At 67.8% G+C, this 20,554-nt stretch carries 15 protein-coding genes; all 15 read left to right on the forward strand.

What is annotated here, in order from left to right; genetic code table 11:
- Positions 1–38: 38 nt before the first annotated feature.
- The 15 genes from ACIQTT_RS14280 (at position 39) to rplB (ending at position 20,554) form a co-directional block, all read left to right on the forward strand.
- The gene (locus ACIQTT_RS14280) at positions 39–191 is read left to right on the forward strand and encodes a hypothetical protein (RefSeq protein WP_402791447.1); all 153 of its coding nucleotides are present in this window, start codon (positions 39–41) and stop codon (positions 189–191) included.
- 123 nt (positions 192–314) lie between these two features.
- Positions 315–1,370, forward strand: coding sequence for an ABC transporter (locus tag ACIQTT_RS14285; protein WP_402791450.1), 1,056 nt, complete (start codon positions 315–317; stop codon positions 1,368–1,370).
- Positions 1,370–1,873, forward strand: a complete 504-nt coding sequence (locus tag ACIQTT_RS14290) for a hypothetical protein (RefSeq protein WP_402791453.1) — start codon at positions 1,370–1,372, stop codon at positions 1,871–1,873. The genes ACIQTT_RS14285 and ACIQTT_RS14290 overlap by 1 nt, the downstream gene beginning before the upstream one ends.
- 70 nt (positions 1,874–1,943) lie before the next feature.
- Complete coding sequence (locus ACIQTT_RS14295) at positions 1,944–2,591, forward strand: spermidine/putrescine ABC transporter substrate-binding protein (RefSeq protein ID WP_402791456.1); 648 nt, start codon at positions 1,944–1,946, stop codon at positions 2,589–2,591.
- 229 nt (positions 2,592–2,820) lie between these two features.
- On the forward strand, positions 2,821–3,189 hold the full coding sequence (gene rpsL / locus ACIQTT_RS14300; RefSeq protein ID WP_017201609.1) for a 30S ribosomal protein S12: 369 nt from the start codon (positions 2,821–2,823) through the stop codon (positions 3,187–3,189).
- Positions 3,190–3,194: 5 nt separating this feature from the next.
- A complete protein-coding gene (gene rpsG, locus ACIQTT_RS14305) occupies positions 3,195–3,665 on the forward strand; it encodes a 30S ribosomal protein S7 (RefSeq protein WP_017201608.1) in 471 nt (156 codons plus the stop codon).
- 84 nt (positions 3,666–3,749) lie between these two features.
- Entirely contained in the window at positions 3,750–5,864 is a 2,115-nt protein-coding gene (fusA, locus tag ACIQTT_RS14310) for an elongation factor G (RefSeq protein ID WP_402791460.1), read from the forward strand.
- Positions 5,865–6,011: 147 nt separating this feature from the next.
- A complete protein-coding gene (gene tuf, locus ACIQTT_RS14315) occupies positions 6,012–7,202 on the forward strand; it encodes an elongation factor Tu (RefSeq protein WP_042538710.1) in 1,191 nt (396 codons plus the stop codon).
- 313 nt (positions 7,203–7,515) lie between these two features.
- Complete coding sequence (locus ACIQTT_RS14320; RefSeq protein ID WP_402791464.1) at positions 7,516–16,680, forward strand: isopeptide-forming domain-containing fimbrial protein; 9,165 nt, start codon at positions 7,516–7,518, stop codon at positions 16,678–16,680.
- A gap of 46 nt (positions 16,681–16,726) precedes the next feature.
- Positions 16,727–16,939, forward strand: coding sequence for a hypothetical protein (locus ACIQTT_RS14325; RefSeq protein ID WP_402791467.1), 213 nt, complete (start codon positions 16,727–16,729; stop codon positions 16,937–16,939).
- Positions 16,940–17,732: 793 nt separating this feature from the next.
- Positions 17,733–18,041: a 30S ribosomal protein S10 gene (rpsJ, locus tag ACIQTT_RS14330; protein ID WP_030147986.1), complete on the forward strand. Its 309-nt coding sequence runs from the start codon at positions 17,733–17,735 to the stop codon at positions 18,039–18,041.
- An 8-nt stretch (positions 18,042–18,049) separates the two neighbouring features.
- Positions 18,050–18,709 carry a 50S ribosomal protein L3 gene (gene rplC / locus ACIQTT_RS14335; RefSeq protein ID WP_402791470.1) on the forward strand — a complete coding sequence of 220 codons (660 nt, stop codon included), beginning with the start codon at positions 18,050–18,052 and terminating at the stop codon, positions 18,707–18,709.
- A gap of 2 nt (positions 18,710–18,711) precedes the next feature.
- Positions 18,712–19,374, forward strand: coding sequence for a 50S ribosomal protein L4 (gene rplD, locus ACIQTT_RS14340; protein WP_402791473.1), 663 nt, complete (start codon positions 18,712–18,714; stop codon positions 19,372–19,374).
- Positions 19,371–19,694, forward strand: coding sequence for a 50S ribosomal protein L23 (rplW, locus tag ACIQTT_RS14345; protein ID WP_247625179.1), 324 nt, complete (start codon positions 19,371–19,373; stop codon positions 19,692–19,694). Before rplD ends, rplW begins: the two co-directional genes overlap by 4 nt.
- A gap of 20 nt (positions 19,695–19,714) precedes the next feature.
- Positions 19,715–20,554, forward strand: coding sequence for a 50S ribosomal protein L2 (gene rplB / locus ACIQTT_RS14350; protein WP_402791477.1), 840 nt, complete (start codon positions 19,715–19,717; stop codon positions 20,552–20,554).

Raw genomic sequence — 20,554 nt, forward strand, 5'->3', positions numbered from 1 at the left:
TCCGCGTGCAACCGATACTTCGGTCGTAGCGTGAAGGCATGGCACGAGTCGGTGGACGCAACCTGGCGATGAGCTGGTTCGCGGGAGTGGTCTGCGCCGGTGTCGTCGCCGGGCTGGTCTGGCTCTCCCTGCCGATGATGCCCGTGCTCGCCGCGTTCGCCGGCGACACATTGCGATCGATTTTCCCCTGAGCGGGACCGTCGCTTCCCGAACGCGCCGGAGGGGTGAATGCCGACACGTCGGCACGCCTCCCGGAGCGTGTCCGCGGGCGGCGGTACCCTCGCACTGCACACTTCCGATGAGAGGCGCACCCCATGAGTGACCCCGAGGTTCCCCAGCCCGAGCGGCCGAAGGACGTCAACGACGTCCTCGACAGCGCGAACGAGGGTCTCGACGCCGCCGCCGCGGCCGGTGCCGACGTGCCCGCCGGCGACAACGCCGCGATCCATGACGCCGCGACCCGCGACAACGCCTCCAGTGCCGCCGTGCCCGACGCTGCGACGACGGATGCCGCGACCGCAGCCCCCGCGACCGAGCGCTCCGCCGCTCCCGTCGTCGACCCCGATCTCGCCGCCTTCGAGGCAGCCGAGCGCGACCACCCGGGCACGTTCTCGGCTCCGGTCGAGCGCCGAGATCCCGCCTACGGTGCCGAGGCGGCCGAGGCCACCGAGGTGATCGCCGCTCCCGCCGCGTACGTCGACGAGACGCCGACGGTGGCCGACACCGCTTACTCGTCTCGTGCCGATGCCGAGACCACGATCGTCCCGTCGGAGCCGGCGTTCGCCGCCGCTGCTTCCTCGCACCCGCAGCCGATCTTCGTGCAGGCTCCCGAGCCGCCGCGCGATCGCGGCAACCGCGGCACGGCCGGCGCGATCGGACTCCTCGCGACCCTCGCCTTCGCGGTGCTCTACCTGGGTGCCACGCTCGGGCTGGGCGCGCTCGCGGGCGACGTCGACGGCAACAATATCGGTCAGGCTGCTCTGGCTCCGCTGCAGACCGCGGGCTACTGGGTGCCGGTCGCCGTCTTCTTCCTCGGATTCTGGCTGCTCGGCGCGATCATCAACCGTGGTCGTTGGGGCCTCTGGGTCGTCTTCGGCATCATCGTCGGCGCGATCGCGTACGGCGGTCACCTCCTCGGCCAGCTCTTCCAGGCGCAGTTCTGGACCCTCACCGCGTCCGAGGGCGCCGACCTCATCGGCGGCCAGCTCCTCGCTCCGCTGGCGATCGTCGCCTTCGTGTTCGCCCGTGAGCTCACCATCTGGTTCGGTGCGTGGGTCGCCCGTAGCGGTGCCCGCAAGACCGAGCTCAACCTCGAGGCGCAGCGCGAGTACGAGCGCACCCTCGAGGCCGGTCCGACGCTGTCGAGGTAATGACGCACACGCCGATGCCGAACCCCCGTGGACCCGAGTCCGCGGGGGTTTCGCCTGTCCTGGCGGTGGTCTTCGCGACCATCGGCTTCTTCGCCCTGGCGATCTTCGGCCTCGGCGGGGTGAGCGTGCTCACCGACACCGACATCATCGCGACCCCGGGTCTCGGTCAGTGGCCGGGCATCGGCGGTATGGCCGCGGCGGTTCTCGCCTTCGCGCTGATGCTGTGGTCGGTGGTCCGTCGCCCGGGGCCGTCGTTCTTCTCGGCGCTCGTGATCGCGGTCGCCACCGCGCTCGTGCATCTGGCCGCGGTCTGGATCGCGGTGGCGAGCGTCGCTTCGAGCGCATTGCTCGCGACGGCGGTCGCCGGCGATCTGGTGCGCGGGGGAGCGAGTGCCGTGCTGCTGCTGGCCGCGGCGATCGGTGCCTGGGCGGGGATCGCCCTGCGGCGCACCCGTGCCCGGCATCCGCGCTGGCCCTGGGAACGCGACGACGACGCGGAGTGACGCCCGGCGATGACGCGCCGCTTTCCGGTCGTGTCGCCGCGAACGACCGTGCCGCGCGTACCCTGGTGGGGTGGAGCGCTCGTTGGAGACGCAGGTCGACCAGGCCGTCGAGGCCTGGTTGCGCTGGGTGCCGCGCTGGGAGCCGGCGACCCATCGCGGTCGCATCGCGCCCTGTCGTCGGTGCTTGGGTTCGCCGCTGCTGTCGGCCGCGGGGATCGGCGCGAACGTCCCCCACGGGGTGCAGCACGGCCTCTCGACGCGGTTGAAGACGATCGTCGATCATGCGGTCGCCGATTACACCGCGCGGAACCTCCCGATGCTGCAGCGCGAGCTCGACCAGCAGGCGGCGCGCAATCGTGCACGCAGCTACCGCCCCTCGGAAGACCTCGATCCCGAGTTCGACGGACTGCCGCTCGACCCCGATCCGGTCCCGGGCGCCCCGTTCCTCTTCACGATCGCCGGCCTCGCCGACGACGCCACCGAGGCTCTGCCGCCCCTGCCGCCGCTGACCGAGGAAGCCAAGGTGGCGCTCCGCCAGGAGGTCGGTCTCGCCGACGAGTACGCCAACATGGTGGGCCGGGAGATCTGCGGTCTGCTGCTGCGCCACCGCCTGGGGATCCAGGCCGCGATCTCGCAGCACATCGAGCCGCAGATCGAGGCGCTCCTCGCCGAGTTGACGCAGTCGCTCGACTCGCCCTTCGACGCGGACCCGAGTTAGCGGCGGCATCCGTACCGAAGCGCTTGCCGCCATTTGACCGGCACGTTACGCGCCATTACACTTGGTCAGGTGTGTGCACGTCTCGACGTGCGCGCTGGGCGCCGGCCCCATGGCCGGTCCGCCCCCACGGCATACCCACCACACCAAAGGCGCGTCTGTTCAGGCGTGCCGGTGGGTCATGATGTGAAACCCATCACGCTGTCACCGTGCAGCATTATGAGGAGAGAACGTGCCAACCATTCAGCAGTTGGTTCGCAAGGGTCGCTCGCCCAAGGTCACCAAGACCAAGGCACCGGCGCTCAAGTCGAACCCGCAGCAGGCCGGGGTCTGCACCCGCGTCTACACCACCACCCCGAAGAAGCCGAACTCGGCGATGCGCAAGGTCGCTCGTGTGAAGCTCCGCAACGGCACCGAGGTCACCGCGTACATCCCCGGTGAGGGCCACAACCTCCAGGAGCACTCGCTGGTGCTCGTCCGTGGCGGTCGTGTCAAGGACCTCCCCGGTGTGCGTTACAAGATCGTCCGTGGCGCCCTGGACACCCAGGCAGTCAAGAACCGTAAGCAGGCTCGTTCCCGCTACGGCGCGAAGAAGGGTTGAGTTAGATGCCTCGTAAGGGTCCCGCCCCCAAGCGCCCCGTCGTCAACGACCCGGTATACGGCGCTCCGATCGTCACCTCGCTGGTGAACAAGATCCTCGTCGACGGCAAGAAGTCGCTGGCCGAGTCGATCGTCTACGGCGCCCTCCGCGGTGTCGAGGCGAAGAACGGTCAGGATGCCGTCGCCACGCTCAAGAAGGCGCTCGACAACGTCCGCCCGACCCTCGAGGTCCGCAGCCGCCGCGTCGGCGGCTCGACCTACCAGGTGCCGGTCGAGGTCAAGCCGCACCGCGCGAACACCCTCGCGCTGCGCTGGCTCGTCAGCTACGCCAAGGGTCGTCGCGAGAAGACGATGACCGAGCGTCTCCAGAACGAGATCCTCGACGCGTCGAACGGCCTGGGAGCCGCGGTCAAGCGCCGCGAGGACACCCACAAGATGGCCGAGTCGAACCGCGCGTTCGCTCACTACCGCTGGTAAACAGCTCCGCCCGCTCCCAGCCCCGGCCGGGAGCGGGCACCCCCCTCTTCGCAGTACGACTGCCAGAAAGATAAGGACACTCCCGTGGCACAAGACGTGCTCACCGACCTGAGCAAGGTCCGCAACATCGGCATCATGGCGCACATCGATGCTGGCAAGACCACCACGACTGAGCGCATCCTGTTCTACACGGGTGTCAACCACAAGCTGGGCGAGACCCACGACGGTGCATCGACCACCGACTGGATGGAGCAGGAGAAGGAGCGCGGCATCACGATCACGTCTGCCGCCGTGACCTGCTACTGGAACAAGAACCAGATCAACATCATCGACACCCCCGGTCACGTGGACTTCACGGTCGAGGTGGAGCGCTCGCTCCGCGTCCTCGACGGTGCCGTCGCCGTCTTCGACGGCAAGGAGGGCGTCGAGCCCCAGTCCGAGACCGTGTGGCGTCAGGCCGACAAGTACAACGTCCCGCGCATCTGCTTCGTCAACAAGATGGACAAGCTCGGCGCCGACTTCTACTTCACCGTCGACACCATCATCAACCGCCTCGGCGCGAAGCCGCTGGTCATCCAGCTGCCCATCGGCGCGGAGAGCGACTTCATCGGTGTCGTCGACCTCGTCGAGATGCGCGCACTGGTCTGGGCGGGTGACGCCAAGGGTGATGTGACCATGGGCGCCTCGTACGAGATCCAGGAGATCCCGGCCGACCTCAAGGAGAAGGCGGACTCGTACCGTCAGCAGCTCCTCGAGACCGTCGCCGAGAGCGACGACGCGCTGCTCGAGAAGTTCTTCGGTGGCGAGGAGCTCACGGTCGCCGAGATCAAGGGCGCCATCCGCAAGATGACGGTCGCCTCGGAGATCTACCCGGTCCTCTGCGGTTCGGCCTTCAAGAACCGCGGTGTGCAGCCGATGCTCGACGCGGTCGTCGACTTCCTCCCGAACCCGCTCGACGTGGGTTCGATCGAGGCGCACGACCCCAAGGACTACGACACGATCATCGAGCGTCACCCGGACGCGAACGACCCGTTCGCTGCTCTGGCGTTCAAGGTCGCGGTGCACCCGTTCTTCGGTCGCCTCACCTACGTGCGCGTGTACTCGGGTTCGCTCGAGTCCGGCTCCGCGGTCATCAACTCGACCAAGGGCAAGAAGGAGCGCATCGGCAAGATCTTCCAGATGCACGCCAACAAGGAGATCCCGGTCCCCTCGGTCACGGCGGGCAACATCTACGCGGTCATCGGCCTGAAGGACACCACCACCGGTGACACCCTGACCGACCCGGCCTCCCCGGTCGTCCTCGAGTCGATGACGTTCCCGGAGCCCGTGATCGAGGTCGCCATCGAGCCGAAGACCAAGGCCGACCAGGAGAAGCTGGGTGTCGCCATCCAGAAGCTCGCCGAAGAGGACCCGACCTTCCGCACCGAGCTCAACCCCGAGACCGGTCAGACGACCATCAAGGGCATGGGCGAGCTGCACCTCGACATCCTCGTCGACCGCATGAAGCGCGAGTTCAACGTCGAGGCCAACGTCGGAAAGCCGCAGGTCGCGTACCGCGAGACGATCCGCAAGGCCGTCGAGAAGCACGACTACACGCACAAGAAGCAGACCGGTGGTTCGGGTCAGTTCGCGAAGATCCAGTTCACCATCGAGCCGATGGACCTGGACTCCGAGAACACGTACGAGTTCGTCAACGCCGTCACCGGTGGCCGCATCCCGCGCGAGTACATCGGATCGATCGACGCCGGTTTCCAGGACGCCATGAACGTCGGAGTCCTCGCGGGCTACCCGATGGTCGGCGTCAAGGCGACCATCGTCGACGGTGCCGCGCACGACGTCGACTCCTCGGAGATGGCGTTCAAGATCGCCGGCTCCATGGGCTTCAAGGAGGCGGCTCGCCGCGCCAGCCCGGCTCTCCTCGAGCCGCTGATGGCCGTCGAGGTCCGTACTCCCGAGGAGTACATGGGCGACGTCATCGGTGACCTGAACTCGCGTCGTGGCCAGATCCAGTCGATGGAGGATGCCGCCGGCGTCAAGGTCGTCCGCGCCCAGGTGCCGCTGTCCGAGATGTTCGGCTACATCGGCGACCTGCGCTCGAAGACCTCGGGTCGCGCCGTCTACTCGATGGAGTTCCACAGCTACGCTGAGGTTCCCCGCAACGTGGCCGACGAGATCGTCCAGAAGACCGCGGGCGAGTAACAACTTCTGGGAGCCGGGTTCCGGCCCGGCTCCCAGGTCCCCTACAACTTCACATTCCCTCTCTACTAAACTGAGATTCACACCCGTAGAGAACCGGTCGCAATCCAGTGCCCGGCATCCTCTACACGACGTCCTGAGGAGGACCCAGTGGCTAAGGCCAAGTTCGAGCGGACCAAGCCGCACGTCAACATCGGAACCATCGGTCACGTTGACCACGGCAAGACCACGCTCTCCGCAGCGATCTCGAAGGTGCTTGCTGACAAGTTCCCGTCTGACACCAACGTGCAGCGCGACTTCGCTTCCATCGACTCGGCGCCGGAAGAGCGCCAGCGTGGTATCACCATCAACATCTCGCACATCGAGTACGAGACCCCGAAGCGCCACTACGCGCACGTTGACGCCCCCGGCCACGCCGACTACGTCAAGAACATGATCACCGGTGCGGCTCAGATGGACGGCGCGATCCTCGTGGTCGCCGCCACCGACGGCCCGATGGCTCAGACGCGTGAGCACGTTCTGCTCGCCAAGCAGGTCGGCGTTCCGTACCTGCTCGTCGCGCTGAACAAGTCCGACATGGTCGACGACGAGGAGATCCTGGAGCTCGTCGAGCTCGAGGTCTCCGAGCTCCTCGCCTCGCAGGGCTTCGCCGAGGACGCTCCTGTCGTCCGCGTCTCCGCTCTCAAGGCCCTCGAGGGCGACGAGAAGTGGGTCCAGTCGATCCTCGACCTCATGGAGGCCGTCGACGAGAACGTGCCCGACCCGGTGCGCGACAAGGACAAGCCGTTCCTGATGCCCGTCGAGGACGTCTTCACGATCACCGGTCGTGGAACCGTCGTCACGGGTCGCGCCGAGCGTGGCACCCTGGCCATCAACTCCGAGGTCGAGATCGTCGGACTGCGTCCGACCGTCAAGACCACGGTCACGGGTATCGAGATGTTCCACAAGCAGCTCGACGAGGCCTGGGCCGGCGAGAACTGTGGTCTGCTGCTCCGCGGCACCAAGCGTGAGGACGTCGAGCGCGGTCAGGTCATCGTCAAGCCGGGTTCGGTCACGCCGCACACCGACTTCGCGGGCACCGCGTACATCCTGTCGAAGGACGAGGGTGGCCGTCACAACCCGTTCTACACGAACTACCGCCCGCAGTTCTACTTCCGCACCACCGACGTCACCGGCGTCATCACGCTGCCCGAGGGCACCGAGATGGTCATGCCCGGCGACACCACGGACGTCACGGTCGAGCTGATCCAGCCGATCGCGATGGAAGAGGGCCTCGGCTTCGCCATCCGTGAGGGTGGACGCACCGTCGGCGCCGGTACGGTCACGAAGATCATCAAGTAAGCATCTGCTTCCTGCACAAGGGGTCGGACCTTCGGGTCCGGCCCCTTTTGTGTTGCCCCGCAACCCCGAGAATCCGGTATCCCAAACCCCTCCCCTTATCCACTTGAATAAAACACGAAGTGTTGGATAGTGTGAATACCGCTATGCGAAAGCATGGCGAAGCAGGCATGTGTTCGAGCCCTAGGTCGAACCGGCGCTGCAGCGGCCAGGGAAACCCGAAGCTTCCCTGAGCCGCTGATCTGCGCGCGCCTGCCTGTGTCGGGGAGAGCCTGCGCGCCGGGGAGTGGCGCGCGGGATAAAGGGGAGTATCACCATGCGTCCGAACGAGCGTGCCGGTAAGCAGCATCGCGCCCGGAGACTGACGGCCATCACCGCCGTCGTCTCCCTGATCGCAGGAGCCTTCGCCGTCGGCGCGGGCGTGCAGATGGCTACCGCAGCCGACTGGGCACCGAGCCTCTCGGTGCAGAACGTCGATCCGGCATCCGCGGGCAAGGACTTCGTCCTCTCCGGCGAGAACGTCGGCTTCGACGTCGCCGTCTCGAATGCCGACGGAGGCAAGCAGTTCAACCTGAGTCTGCTCGCCATCGTGCCCGACTCGGTCTCCCTCGTCTCGGCGGGCGCGTTCGGTTCTCCGACCGTCTACCGGTCCGGCGACGTCCTTCCCAACCGCTCCCGCACGGCCGGCGCCGCTTCGCAGTCGTGCGCCGATCTCGGACTCGTGTCCGCGGCGCCCGGACCACTGTGCGCCGTGCCGACGGGCCAGCAGGTCTGGGTCTGGTCGAACGTCAACGATCTGCCCCAGGGCGGAACGGTGTCCTCCACGGTCACCGTCGCCCCGCTCGACGACGTGTACCCGGTCGGGGGCGAGGTCGCCTTCTCGATCCGCGCGTTCACGAGCAACGACCCGTCGCGTCTCCCCACGTTCGACGGTTCGCCGAGCGTCTCCCAGGTGGTCGACCACACCTCCGCCGCGGCATCCGGGAACGACACCGTCCCCGTCCAGGCCCTTCGTATCGTCAAGACCGAACCGAGTGTCGAGGACGAGCTGCTCCGCGGCGCGCACGACAGCGTCACCACCTACTCGCTCCGTGTCGAGAACACGACGCGCGGCGCCAGCGACGCGGTGACGGTCACCGACTACCTTCCCGCCGGACTCGAGTACCTCGGGCTCGCGAACGGCGACAACACCACGGTGGGCGTCGAGTACCCCGCATCCGGTCCGATCCGCGGCGGCGTCACCGCGGGCGAGACGGTCGACACCGTGCAGCTCTCCGCCGCCCAGGCGGCGGCACTGGGGCTGCCCGGCGCCGGTGTGTACACCAAGATCACCTGGTCGCTCGGCGACCTGCCCGCGGGTGCCACGCGCCAGATCCAGTACCGCGCGGCCGTGCCGCTCTTCGCCAACGCGCTGTGGACCGAAGGCTCCGCACCGACGCCCGAGAGCGGGGCGCAGGCGGCGAACCTCGACAACAACACCGGCGCGTCGACGCGCCACGGCGGCGAATCGAACCCCGCTTCCGGACAGACCATGCGCAACGTCGCCGCGGTCGCCGGCACCTACCAGGGCGTCGTCCTGGGTGGGAACGACGCTCTGCGTGCCGCGACCGACGACGATGACGAGATCATCGAGGCCGTCGACGTGCGTGTCGTGAAGAGCGTCGACGCGGGTCGCCTCTTCGAAACCGGCTCGGTGGCGACCTACTCGGTGAAGGTCGACGTCAGCGAGTACGTCGACGCCAGCGGCATCGTGCTCACCGACGTGATCCCCAACGGCCTGTGCCCCGCCTTCCCCCGCGACCCGTCCGGTGTCGCGCTCATGATCGACGGCCTCGAGGTCCCGCAGAGCAGCTGGAACTCATCGGTTCCCGGAGACGCCTGCAACTTCCCGACGACCGCGAACGGCGCGGAGATCTCGGACGAGCTCACCATCGTCTCCATCGACTACACCCGTTCGGACGGCACCTTCACCGTGCGCTTCTCGGTCGACGACATCGCGGCAGGAGACTCCGTCACCGCGCGCTACTCGGCGATGCAGCGTCCCAACTACAGCGGTGCGAACGGCGGCACGAGCTCGGGTGACCGGTTCCTCAACACCGTCACCGTCACGGCCCAGACCGACCCGATCGCGGCGATCGCGAACGACCCCGAACTGTCGCAGCGCGTCGGGGGAACCCGCTACGTCTCGGACGATTCCGCCGCGCTCATCACCTCGCACTTCACGGATCTCGACAAGACCGTGCTCGAGCGCGGCCAGAACCCCACTGACGCCGACGCCGTCTGGAGCAAGCAGGCGACGCAGCCGTTCTCGCCGGGTGACACGGTGTGGTACCGCGTCATCGTGCCGTTCGCGACGGGTATCGACACGCGCAACCCCGTGCTCAGCGACTACCTGCCCGAGGGCATCGCCTTCTCCGAGGCGCTCTACACCTACCGTGGCATCCCCGGCTTCACGAACGCCACGACCCCGGTCGCCATCGATGCGGCCGGATTCCCGACCGCGTACATCCCCCAGCCGGCCACGGACGCGACGTCGCTCACGTGGGAGTTCGGCTCCCGGAACCGCGATGGCAGCGGCGACCGCTTCATGCCCGCCGGCAGCTCGGTCACGGTCTACCTGCGTGCCGACGTCCAGGCGCAGTCGGCTTCGCCCGAGGAGGTCGACAACCCGCGCAATCAGGCGAAGTACCAGCAGGTCAACGTCGACGGAGAACTGTCGTTCCTCCGCGACGACGCCGGCATCGATCTCGACTGGGGCTCGACCCTGACGAAGGGCATCCGGGCGGTCAACGCGACCGTCAGCGGGCCGACGTTCGGTGCGCGCCCGGCCACGGCCCAGGTCGTTCAGGACGATCGCGTCGAATACCGCATCGACGTCACCGCGCCGCAGAACCCCACCACCGACTACGTCGTGTGGGACGTGCTCCCGGCCGGGGTGAAGAAGGCCGACGTCGGCTCGTTCACCGCCGAACTCTCGAACGGGGGCGTCGCGTCGCCGGTCGCCGCATCGGATGTGGATGCCGTGGCCTACGACCCGGGCGAGATCCCTGGGGGCATCGCACCGAGCAGCGCCTACGCCGACCGGTCGATCATCGCATGGACCGTTCGCGCCTCGGTCGCCGGGTCCACCCCGGCGGCGGACGGTGAGCCCGCAGTCGCGCGTGGGCTCTCCCTCGGATACACGCTCACCGTGCCCGCCGGCATCGCCGACGGCGGCGCTCCCGCGCAGCTCACGCAGAGCTACGTGAACACCGCCGGCATCGTGAGCTACGGCATCGAGAACTCCGCGACGAAGACCACGACGGTCGTCCCGCAGGCGGATGCCGGGGGCCAGCAACTCACGAACCGCACCCCGCAGGCCGGGGAGATCGAGGTGTCCGACATCGACACGGTCGACACCGCCGAGGTGCACCTGCCCGACGTCGCCGTGGCGAAGAGTCTCGTCTCGACGGAGGTGGGCCCGACGACGGGAACGCCGTACGGCGAGGTCGACCTCGGCGCGTCGACGCGCAATGCCGCCAACCAGATCGTGCAGGGCGAGCACGCGACCTTCGAGTACTCGATGACGATCCCCGCCCGCACCACGATCCGCGGTGCCGTGCTCTCCGACGGCGGCTCGCTGAGCACCGGTGGCGCCGGTGTCACCTATCAGTACGTCCCCGGCAGCGCGACCTTCTTCGATCCCTCGGGCGAGGAGCTCTCGATCGAGGACGGCACCGACACGTTCCAGACGGCGGAGACGGTCGGGAACACGCACGGCGTGCTCACCTTCCCGTCGACGTACACGAACAGCAGCACCGAGCCGCAGACCTTCCGGGTGCAGATCACCGCGTGGGTGAAGGATCGTGATGCCGCTCCGGCGAACGCCGCCGCACCGCAGATCGCCAACGGCACGCAGCTGACGAACACGGCGACGCTGAGCTTCCTCGACCCGAACGCGACGGGCGGCTCGCGCCTCACCCGCACCGCCAACGCACAGGTGCAGTTCATCGAGCCCGCACCCAAGCTGACCAAGACGGCATCCGCCGCGACGGTCGGTGCCGACGGCACGGTGACGTACACGCTCCGGGCCGAGAACGGCGCCAACCGCGTCTCGTTCTACGATTCCGTCGTGCTCGACTGCGTCCCGGCGGAGATCACCCCCAGCAACCTCTCCGCGACGGCCGGTGACCCGCGCATCGTCGGGGACTGCGCGATCGGAACGGGCAACGTCATCCAGCCGGGTTCCGGACCCGGAACGCTCATCGAGTGGACCATCCCGGTGATCAACGGCACCGGCCCGACCGGCGCCCCGACGCTCACCTACACCGGAACCGTCGAGACCCGGGCCGGCGGCGGTTCGACCTTCACCAACCGTGCCGAGCTCAAGGGATACACCCTGCCGCTCGCTGTGGGCGATGACACCGACACGTCGGACCGTCGCGGCACGGTCGCGGCGGTCAGCGCGGCGACGGTGCGGATGCCCGAGGCATCCATCGCCAAGACCGTCAGCCCCGGCACCGCACCGGTCGGCGATGTCGTGACGTACACGCTCACGACCACGCTCCCGGCGAGCACCAACTTCTACGACGTCGTGCTCACCGACCTCCTTCCCGTCGGTGTGGAGTACCTGCCCACGGGCACGCGCACGCAGACGACGAACTGGGCCGGTGCGCCGAACGCGCCGACGATCGGAGCGCCGACCCTGAACGGGCGTACTCTCAGCTGGAGCATCGGACCCGACGACATCACCGCCTGGTCTGCCACCCGCACCATCACCGTCACCTTCCAGGCGCGCGTGACCTCGAACGTCACCGCAGCGGCTCCGAGCAACACCGGCACGTTCTCGTGGAGCTCCGTCGACGGTTCGACGGTCCCCGCCGATCGCAAGTCGCCCACCTCGACCGCGACGGTGACCCTGCTCAATCCGAGCGTGACGATCGCGAAGGCCGTGAAGACGGCCGGAGCGGATGACTCGACGTACGCCGCGAGCAAGACCGGCGACCCCGACCGGACCTTCACCTACCGCGTGCGCGTCACGAACGCCACGGGCGCGGGCACGGCACCGGCCCACGGAATCGTCGTGACCGATCGCGTCGATGCCGGTGTGCGCATCGACACGGCGCAGGCGGCGTTCGCCGAGGCGACGTTCTCGGACGAGCAGGCGATCCAGGACGGACGCGGTGGCACGATCACGTGGACGCTCGCCGGCCCGCTCGGCAACACGAGCGGCAGCAACGTCCGCGATCTCGTCTACCAGGGCACGTTCGTCGCCTCCGCGTCGCTGCGCGCGGTCGCGCTCGACAACGCGGTGGCGGTGACGCAGTACTCGTCGGCCGCAACGGACGGCTGGATCTATCGTCCCGGCGGAACCCGCCCCGGCGGTGCGACCATCCCGACCACCAACACCACCGCCACCGCGAGCGTGACTCCGCTCTTCCCGAGCATCCAGCTGCAGAAGAGCGTCACGAACCCCGGAACGCAGGCCTTCGTCGGCGAATCGTTCTCGTGGAGCCTGCAGGCGCGTAACACCGGTGCGGGCTCGGCGCAGACGATCACACTCGTCGACACCCTGCCCAGGAACTGGCGATACGACGAGACGGTGACCCCGCGCATCAGCATCGGCGGTCAGTCCGCGATCTCCCTGGCCGCACCGGCGGTCACCACCGAGAACGACCGGCAGGTTCTCACCTGGGTCGTCGCATCGTCGACCACGGCCCCGCTCCTCCCCGGCACGACGGGGGGATCGACGGATGCTCAGCGCACCGTTCTGGTCACCTTCTCGGCGAAGCCGCTCGCGGAGGCGACCACGACGGCCGGTTCGAGCCTGGCGATCAACCACACCAACACCCTCTCGGGAACGGCGACGGACACGACGGGCGTGACCCGCAACGCGACGGGCATCTACGTCGGCGCGAGCGCTCAGGCCGATGCGCAGATCGCGCGCGCCGATCTGAAGATCGTGAAGCAGGCGATCGGTGGCGACGCGGACGGTGCATGGACCGCCGGCGACACCGTGCGTCCGGCTGCTGAGGGTCGCGCCGCGTACACGCAGCCGCAGTGGCGCATCACGGTCACGAACCAGGGGCCCGATACGGCGAACGGTCCGTTCCGCGTGACCGACGACGCCTCCCTCCCCGACGGCGTGACCACCGGTGCCTTCACCGCGCGGTACTACAGCGGTGCCGCCGACACCGTCGGCTCGGCGCTCAGCCTCACCGGGTTGGGTACGCCCGAATCGCCGTTCGTCGCCGGTACGACCGGCACGACCCTGAAGTCCGACGGCTCCGACCGGATCGTCCTGGTCGCGAACGTCACGATCCAGGCGCCCGCCACCGGCACGGCCGAGAACACCGCAGCCGTGACCGGCCGCACCTACGAGGCTCCGGCCGACATCGCGAAGGACAACGAGGCCACGGCCACGAAGCCCATCTCGAGCGCCGCCGATCTCGCGATCGAGAAGACCGTCAACACCGCAGAGGTGACGGCCGGACGCTCGATCACGTGGAGCATCCAGGTGCGCAACAACGGCCCCTCGGTGTCGGCATCGACGACCGACGAGAAGATCACCGTGACCGACACGATCCCGGAGGGGATCACCGGTGTGCTCGACCCGTCGGCCGGACTCACGGCGTGGACCGCCTCGGCATCCGACGGCTGGCCCGCCACCGCCGGTGACACGATCACCTGGACCTTCACGGGCACGCAGCTGGCCGTCGGTCCGGCGCAGGACCTCTCGCTGACCGGTACGGTGCTCGCATCGTGGACGCCCGACGACGGCGACATCGCCAACATGGCGACCGTCACCCCGGGTGCGACGACCGACCCGAACACGTCCAACGACACCGACGAGGTCACCGTCACCCCGGGGGATGCGACGACCCTCGCCATCACCAAGACGCGCGTCGTGAACGACGACGGCGTCTGGAAGGATGCCGCGCAGTTCGGCGGGCCGCTGCCCGCCGTCGTCGCCGGCGAGACGGTGAGCTACCGCGTCGTCGTGACGAACAACGGACCGGCGGATGCCCGCGACGTCAGCGTCGAGGACGAGGTGCCGAGCATGCTCGCCTTCGCATCCGTCGATGACGTGACGGGCACCTGGACCCGCGTGGCGGGCCCCGACAGCCACGACACGTTCACCGTCGACGGCACCGTGCCGGCGGCCGCGGGCGACAACACCCGCGCATTCGTCGCGACCTACACGGTCGATGCGTCGCTGGAGCCCGGCTCCGCGGTGGAGAACTGGGCGACCGCATCGGCGACCAACGCCACCAACGAACCGCGCGACGGCGACACGACGGATTCCGACCGTGTCGCGGATCTCGCGATCCTCAAGCAGGCGCTGGATGCCGAGGGCGTCGCCGTCGCCGAGGGGGAGACCCCGGAGGTGACCGCGGGAACGCAGACGCGATTCCTGCTGACCGTCACGAACGAGGGGCCGAGCTACTCGAGCGCGCCGATCACGATCGCCGACCAGCTCCCGGCAGGCCTCACGTACACCTCGTCGACCATCTCGATCGCGGGAGCCGAGGCATCCGCCGCAGCCCCCACGGTCTCGGAGAACGGCCGGTCGATCTCCTGGACCGCGCTGACCGAGGAGCAGACGCTCGAGGTCGGATCGACCATCGAGATCGTCGTCACGGCCGATGTGGCCGCGGACGTCCGCCCGCAGACGCTGGTCAACGAGGCCGACGTGACGGGTCCCGACGACTTCGATCCCGTGAACAACCACAGCGAGGCCGAGATCGACATCGTCACCCTCGCCGAGATGACGGTGCAGAAGGACGTCGCCGATGGTCCGTGGATCGCCGGCACCGAGGTCGAGTACACCATCACGGTCGACAACGAGGGCCCGTCCGTCGCGGACGCCTTCCTCGCCGACGTGCTGCCGACCGGCCTCACCCCGGTCTCGATCGCGGGCGAGGGCTGGACATGCGACGAGGATGCGCAGAGCTGCATCCGTCGCGGGCACCCGCTGGGGGAGAGCACGATCACGGTCGTCGCCCTCATCGAGTCGAACGTGCTCACGGGCTCCGAGCTGACGAACACGGCGAACCTGTCGTGGACCGACAGTCGCAGCACCTCGCCGCACTCCGACAGCGACGACGCCGCGATCGACGTCACCACGGATGCCGACCTCGGCCTCGTCAAGACGGCGGTCGACGCCGAGGGTGCCGAGATCACATCCGCGGTCGCGGGGGAGAGCGTGCGCTACCGGATCGAGGCCGAGAACGTCGGACCGAGCGATGCGGTCGGGCCGATCACGGTCACAGACGCGCTGCCCTCCGGCATCCGCTTCACCGGGCTGACCGGCGACGCCGCCGAGGCGTGGTCCGCGCAGGCCGACGAGGCCGACCCGCAGACCGTGACCTTCACGCTGCTGCCGGAGGACGCGGGACTCGTGAACGGTGCCGCTGCACCGTCGATCGAGTTCGAGGCCGCCGTCGACCCGTCGATCGCGCACGACACCGTGCTCACCAACACGGCATCCGTGTCGTCGGGCACGCCGGACTCGAACCCCGAGAACGACGGCGACTCCGCCGATCTCACGATCGCTCGCGAGGTGGATCTCTCGATCACGAAGACCCACGACGCCGCGGCCGTGCGCATCGGCGACGAGCTCGCCTTCTCGCTCGAGGTCCGCAACGCCGGTCCGTCCGAGGCGACGGATGTCGTCGTGACCGATGTCGTGCCCGCCGGGCTCGAGGTCACGACGGTCGTCGGCGACGAGGTCGGAACCGACTGGTCGATCGAGAGCATCGAACCGGTCGATGCGGAGGACGCGACGGCCGGGACCCGTGTGGTCGCGCGCTACGCGCTGCCCCTCGCGCCGGGCGAGACGGCATCCGTCCTGGGTGTGAACACGCGTGTGCTCGTCGCGGCATACTCCGAGGTCGTCAACGTGGCGGATGTCTCCGCCGCCGAGATCACGGAGGAGCACCCCGACCGCACCCCCGACGACAACCGTGCGTCGGACGTCGTGACGGTTCCGCCGATGTCCGCCCTGGTCGTGAGCAAGACCGCGGTCGGGGAATTCCAGGTCGGCAAGGCCGGGTCGTACGAGATCGTCGTGCGCAACGACGGTCCCACCGCCGACCCCGGGCCCATCACCGTGACGGATGCGCTGCCCACGGGGCTCTCGTTCGCCGGATCTCCCGATGAGGGAGTGCAGGTCGACGGTCAGGTCGTCACCTGGACGCTCGCGGAGGGCCTCGCCGTCGACGAGGAGATCACCCTCACGCTGCGGGTGAACGTGGGCGAAGCCGCGTATCCCTCGGTCACCAACGTCGTCACGGTCTCCTCGCTCAGCGAGCAGACCGAGGACGCCGTACTGACGGACGATGCGACCGTCGAGGTGACGGCGGCCGATCCGCTCGCCACGACCGGTGCCGAGATGGCCTGGGGCCTGCTCGCGATCGCCCTGCTGATGATGGTGTCGGGAGGACTGTTCGTCGCCGCGCGTCGACGCTCTTCCGCCGGCGCGTCCGTGCATGCAGAATGAGGGTGCCCGGAATCGATCCGGAGCACATGACCAGTAGGGGACGCACATGGGTATCGAGGACGCCGTCAACAAGGGCAAGGACTTCGTCGAACAGAACAAGGACAAGATCGCCGAGGCCGTGAAGAGCGAGCAGGCCGAGGACATCAGCGATAAGGTCTTCGACGGCGTCGCCGACTTCGCCAAGAAGATCGCTCCGGGTGCGTCCGAGAAGATCGACGAGATCCGCGACGCGGCCGACAAGCAGGTCGGCAACCAGTAGTCCATCGCGCAGGCAGTCCATCGCGCAGAGGGCGGTGATCTCCGGGAGGAGGTCACCGCCCTTCGTCGTTCGCTGTGATATTCCGGCGAATGCTCGCGCTGAGGTGCGCGGATGCGTAGAATTCAAGAGACCGCACTGGGGATAGGGCGGTCGGGGAGCCCGGAGGGGTCCGGTCTCCTGAAGCACGCGGTTCGTCCGCGTTCAACTGGGGAATGCGATCTTGGGGATCATCTTGCGACGTGCGCACTCGCTGCGCGCCTTCGTCACCCCGCCTGCACGGCGGCGTCATCGCCGTGCCCTCGATCGAGGATCTCGGCGTCCCTTCACGCCGGATTCCTCGCGTTCGGTGTGCCCCCTCGCACTGAACGCCCTCCCCGAACGGGGCGAGGCATGGGGATGCCTCGCCCCGTTCTCACCTCGCGGCTGAGGCTTCGGACGAGGCGCGACACGCCCGGGTTTGCGCAAGTGAAATACCCCGTGGCAGAATAGACAGGTTCGACATTTCGGTGCGCTCAGCGTGCACTGGATCACTGCCAGGGCAGTGCATAGACGGCGTCTCCTCTGAGAGATGCAGGGTTCTAGGCCGCGGGTAGCAGAACACACAACCCCGACACCTTCCTTTCGAGGTCTTCGCCGTGCGCGGCGGAGGTCGGGATGACAGCAGAACAGTGGTGCGCAGATCGACTCCCCGGAGTCGTTCGAGTGCCGAGGCGCGAACAGCGCCGACGTGCGTCCAATGCCCCTGAGCCACCGGGTTCAGGTCGGTAAGACGCTTAAAGAGAGTGAGCAGACAATGGCGGGACAGAAAATCCGCATTCGCCTGAAGTCGTATGACCACGAGGTCATCGACTCGTCGGCACGCAAGATCGTCGACACCGTGACCCGTGCGGGCGCGACCGTCGTCGGCCCCGTGCCGCTTCCGACCGAGAAGAACGTCGTGTGCGTCATCCGGTCGCCCCACAAGTACAAGGACAGCCGCGAGCACTTCGAGATGCGCACCCACAAGCGTCTGATCGACATCGTCGACCCGACGCCCAAGGCCGTCGACTCGCTGATGCGTCTCGACCTCCCGGCCGATGTCAACATCGAGATCAAGCTCTGAGGTTCGACATGGCTGACATCAACGCAAAGATTTCCAAGGGCATGCTCGGCACGAAGCTCGGCATGACCCAGGTGTGGAACGAGAGCGGCAAGCTCGTTCCCGTCACCGTCATCGAGCTCGCGCCGAACGTGGTCACGCAGGTTCGTACCCCCGAGAAGGACGGCTACAACGCCGTGCAGATCGCGTACGGCCAGATCGACCCCCGCAAGGTGAACAAGCCCCTCACGGCTCACTTCGAGGCCGCCGGCGTCACGCCGCGCCGCCACGTCACCGAGATCCGCACCGCGGATGCCGGCGACTACTCGCTCGGCCAGGAGCTCACGGTCGACGGCACGTTCGAAGCCGGCCAGCTCGTCGACGTCGTCGGCACGAGCAAGGGCAAGGGCTTCGCCGGTGTCATGAAGCGTCACAACTTCAAGGGCGTCTCGGCATCGCACGGTTCGCACCGCAACCACCGCAAGCCCGGCTCCATCGGCGCATCGTCGACCCCGAGCCGCGTCTTCAAGGGCATGCGCATGGCCGGCCGTATGGGTGGCGAGCGCGTGACCGTCCTCAACCTCACGGTGCACGCCGTCGACATCGAGAAGGGTCTGCTGCTCGTCAAGGGCGCCGTCCCCGGTGCTCGTGGCCGCATCGTCTACGTCCGCAACGCAGTGAAGGGTGCCTGATCATGGCTGACTCGACTCTCGCGCTCGACGTCCTCAAGGCAGACGGCAAGAAGGCAAGCTCGATCGAGCTTCCCGCCGCGCTGTTCGACGTCAAGACGAACATTCCCCTCATCCACCAGGTCGTCGTCGCGCAGCTCGCGGCGGCTCGCCAGGGAACCCACTCGACCAAGCGTCGCGGTGAGGTCTCGGGTGCCGGCCGCAAGCCCTTCAAGCAGAAGGGCACGGGTAACGCCCGTCAGGGCTCGATCCGCGCGCCGCACATGACCGGTGGTGGAATCGTGCACGGCCCCAAGCCGCGCGACTACTCGCAGCGCACCCCCAAGAAGATGATCGCGGCCGCCCTCCTGGGTGCGCTGAGCGACCGCTTCCGTGGTGACCGCATCCACGTCATCGAGTCCTTCGGGATCAACGGTGCGCCTTCGACCAAGACCGCGGTGAACTTCCTGAACACCGTCGCCTCGTCGAAGAACGTGCTCGTGGTCATCGAGCGCAACGACGACGTCACGCTGAAGAGCATCCGCAACCTGGACAACCTCCACGTGCTGACGTTCGACCAGCTCAACGCCTACGACGTGCTCGTCTCCGACGACATCGTCTTCACCCAGGCCGCTCTCGAGGGCTTCATCGCCTCGAAGACCGGCGCCAACCAGGAGGTCTCCGCATGAGCGAGCAGGCATCTGTTCTCCAGACGGCCCTGAACAAGGACCCGCGCGACGTCATCCTGAAGCCGGTCGTGTCCGAGAAGAGCTACGGACTCATCGACGAGGGCAAGTACACCTTCCTCGTCGACCCGCGCGCTTCGAAGACCGAGATCAAGCTCGCCATCGAGAAGATCTTCGGCGTCAAGGTCGCGTCCGTCAACACGCTCAACCGCGTCGGCAAGGCCCGCCGCACCCGCTTCGGCACCGGCAAGCGCAAGGACACCAAGCGCGCCATCGTGACCCTGAAGTCGGGCACCATCGACATCTTCACGGCAATCGGCTGATCCGGGGGATAAGGACAATCATGGCAATTCGCAAGTACAAGCCCACGACCCCGGGCCGTCGCGGCTCGTCGGTGGCTGACTTCGCCGAGATCACCCGATCGACGCCGGAGAAGTCGCTGCTGCGCCCGCTCTCGAAGACCGGTGGTCGTAACAACCAGGGCCGCATCACGACCCGTCACATCGGTGGTGGCCACAAGCGCCAGTACCGCGTCATCGACTTCCGTCGCAATGACAAGGACGGCGTGAACGCCAAGGTCGCTCACATCGAGTACGACCCCAACCGCACGGCGCGCATCGCGCTGCTGCACTACTTCGACGGTGAGAAGCGCTACATCCTCGCTCCGGCGAAGCTGAAGCAGGGCGACATCATCGAGTCCGGCGCGGGTGCCGACATCAAGCCGGGAAACAACCTCCCGCTGAAGAACATCCCGACCGGTACGATCATCCACGCGATCGAGCTCCGCCCCGGCGGCGGCGCGAAGATGGCACGTTCGGCCGGAGCATCCGTCCGTCTCGTCGCCAAGGATGGCAACTTCGCCCAGCTGCGTCTCCCCTCGGGCGAGATCCGCAACGTCGATGCGCGCTGCCGCGCGACCATCGGCGAGGTCGGCAACGCCGAGCAGTCGAACATCAACTGGGGAAAGGCCGGCCGTATGCGCTGGAAGGGCGTTCGCCCGACCGTGCGTGGTGTCGCCATGAACCCGGTCGACCACCCGCACGGTGGTGGTGAGGGTAAGACCTCTGGTGGTCGTCACCCCGTCTCCCCGTGGGGCCAGGCTGAGGGTCGCACCCGTCACGCCAACAAGGAAAGCGACAAGTACATCGTGCGTCGTCGTAACGCCGGCAAGAAGCGTAAGTAG

It is taken from the genome of Microbacterium sp. NPDC090225, assembly GCF_044772365.1.
Taxonomy (GTDB): domain Bacteria; phylum Actinomycetota; class Actinomycetes; order Actinomycetales; family Microbacteriaceae; genus Microbacterium.

Coding starts and splice junctions, on each gene's coding strand:
- ACIQTT_RS14280 (WP_402791447.1), top strand. CDS start 39: ATGGCACGAGTCGGTGGACGCAACCTGGCGATGAGCTGGTTCGCGGGA.
- rplC (WP_402791470.1), top strand. CDS start 18,050: ATGGCTGACATCAACGCAAAGATTTCCAAGGGCATGCTCGGCACGAAG.
- ACIQTT_RS14285 (WP_402791450.1), top strand. CDS start 315: ATGAGTGACCCCGAGGTTCCCCAGCCCGAGCGGCCGAAGGACGTCAAC.
- rpsJ (WP_030147986.1), top strand. CDS start 17,733: ATGGCGGGACAGAAAATCCGCATTCGCCTGAAGTCGTATGACCACGAG.
- rpsG (WP_017201608.1), top strand. CDS start 3,195: ATGCCTCGTAAGGGTCCCGCCCCCAAGCGCCCCGTCGTCAACGACCCG.
- rplD (WP_402791473.1), top strand. CDS start 18,712: ATGGCTGACTCGACTCTCGCGCTCGACGTCCTCAAGGCAGACGGCAAG.
- ACIQTT_RS14325 (WP_402791467.1), top strand. CDS start 16,727: ATGGGTATCGAGGACGCCGTCAACAAGGGCAAGGACTTCGTCGAACAG.
- rplB (WP_402791477.1), top strand. CDS start 19,715: ATGGCAATTCGCAAGTACAAGCCCACGACCCCGGGCCGTCGCGGCTCG.
- ACIQTT_RS14320 (WP_402791464.1), top strand. CDS start 7,516: ATGCGTCCGAACGAGCGTGCCGGTAAGCAGCATCGCGCCCGGAGACTG.
- ACIQTT_RS14290 (WP_402791453.1), top strand. CDS start 1,370: ATGACGCACACGCCGATGCCGAACCCCCGTGGACCCGAGTCCGCGGGG.
- rplW (WP_247625179.1), top strand. CDS start 19,371: ATGAGCGAGCAGGCATCTGTTCTCCAGACGGCCCTGAACAAGGACCCG.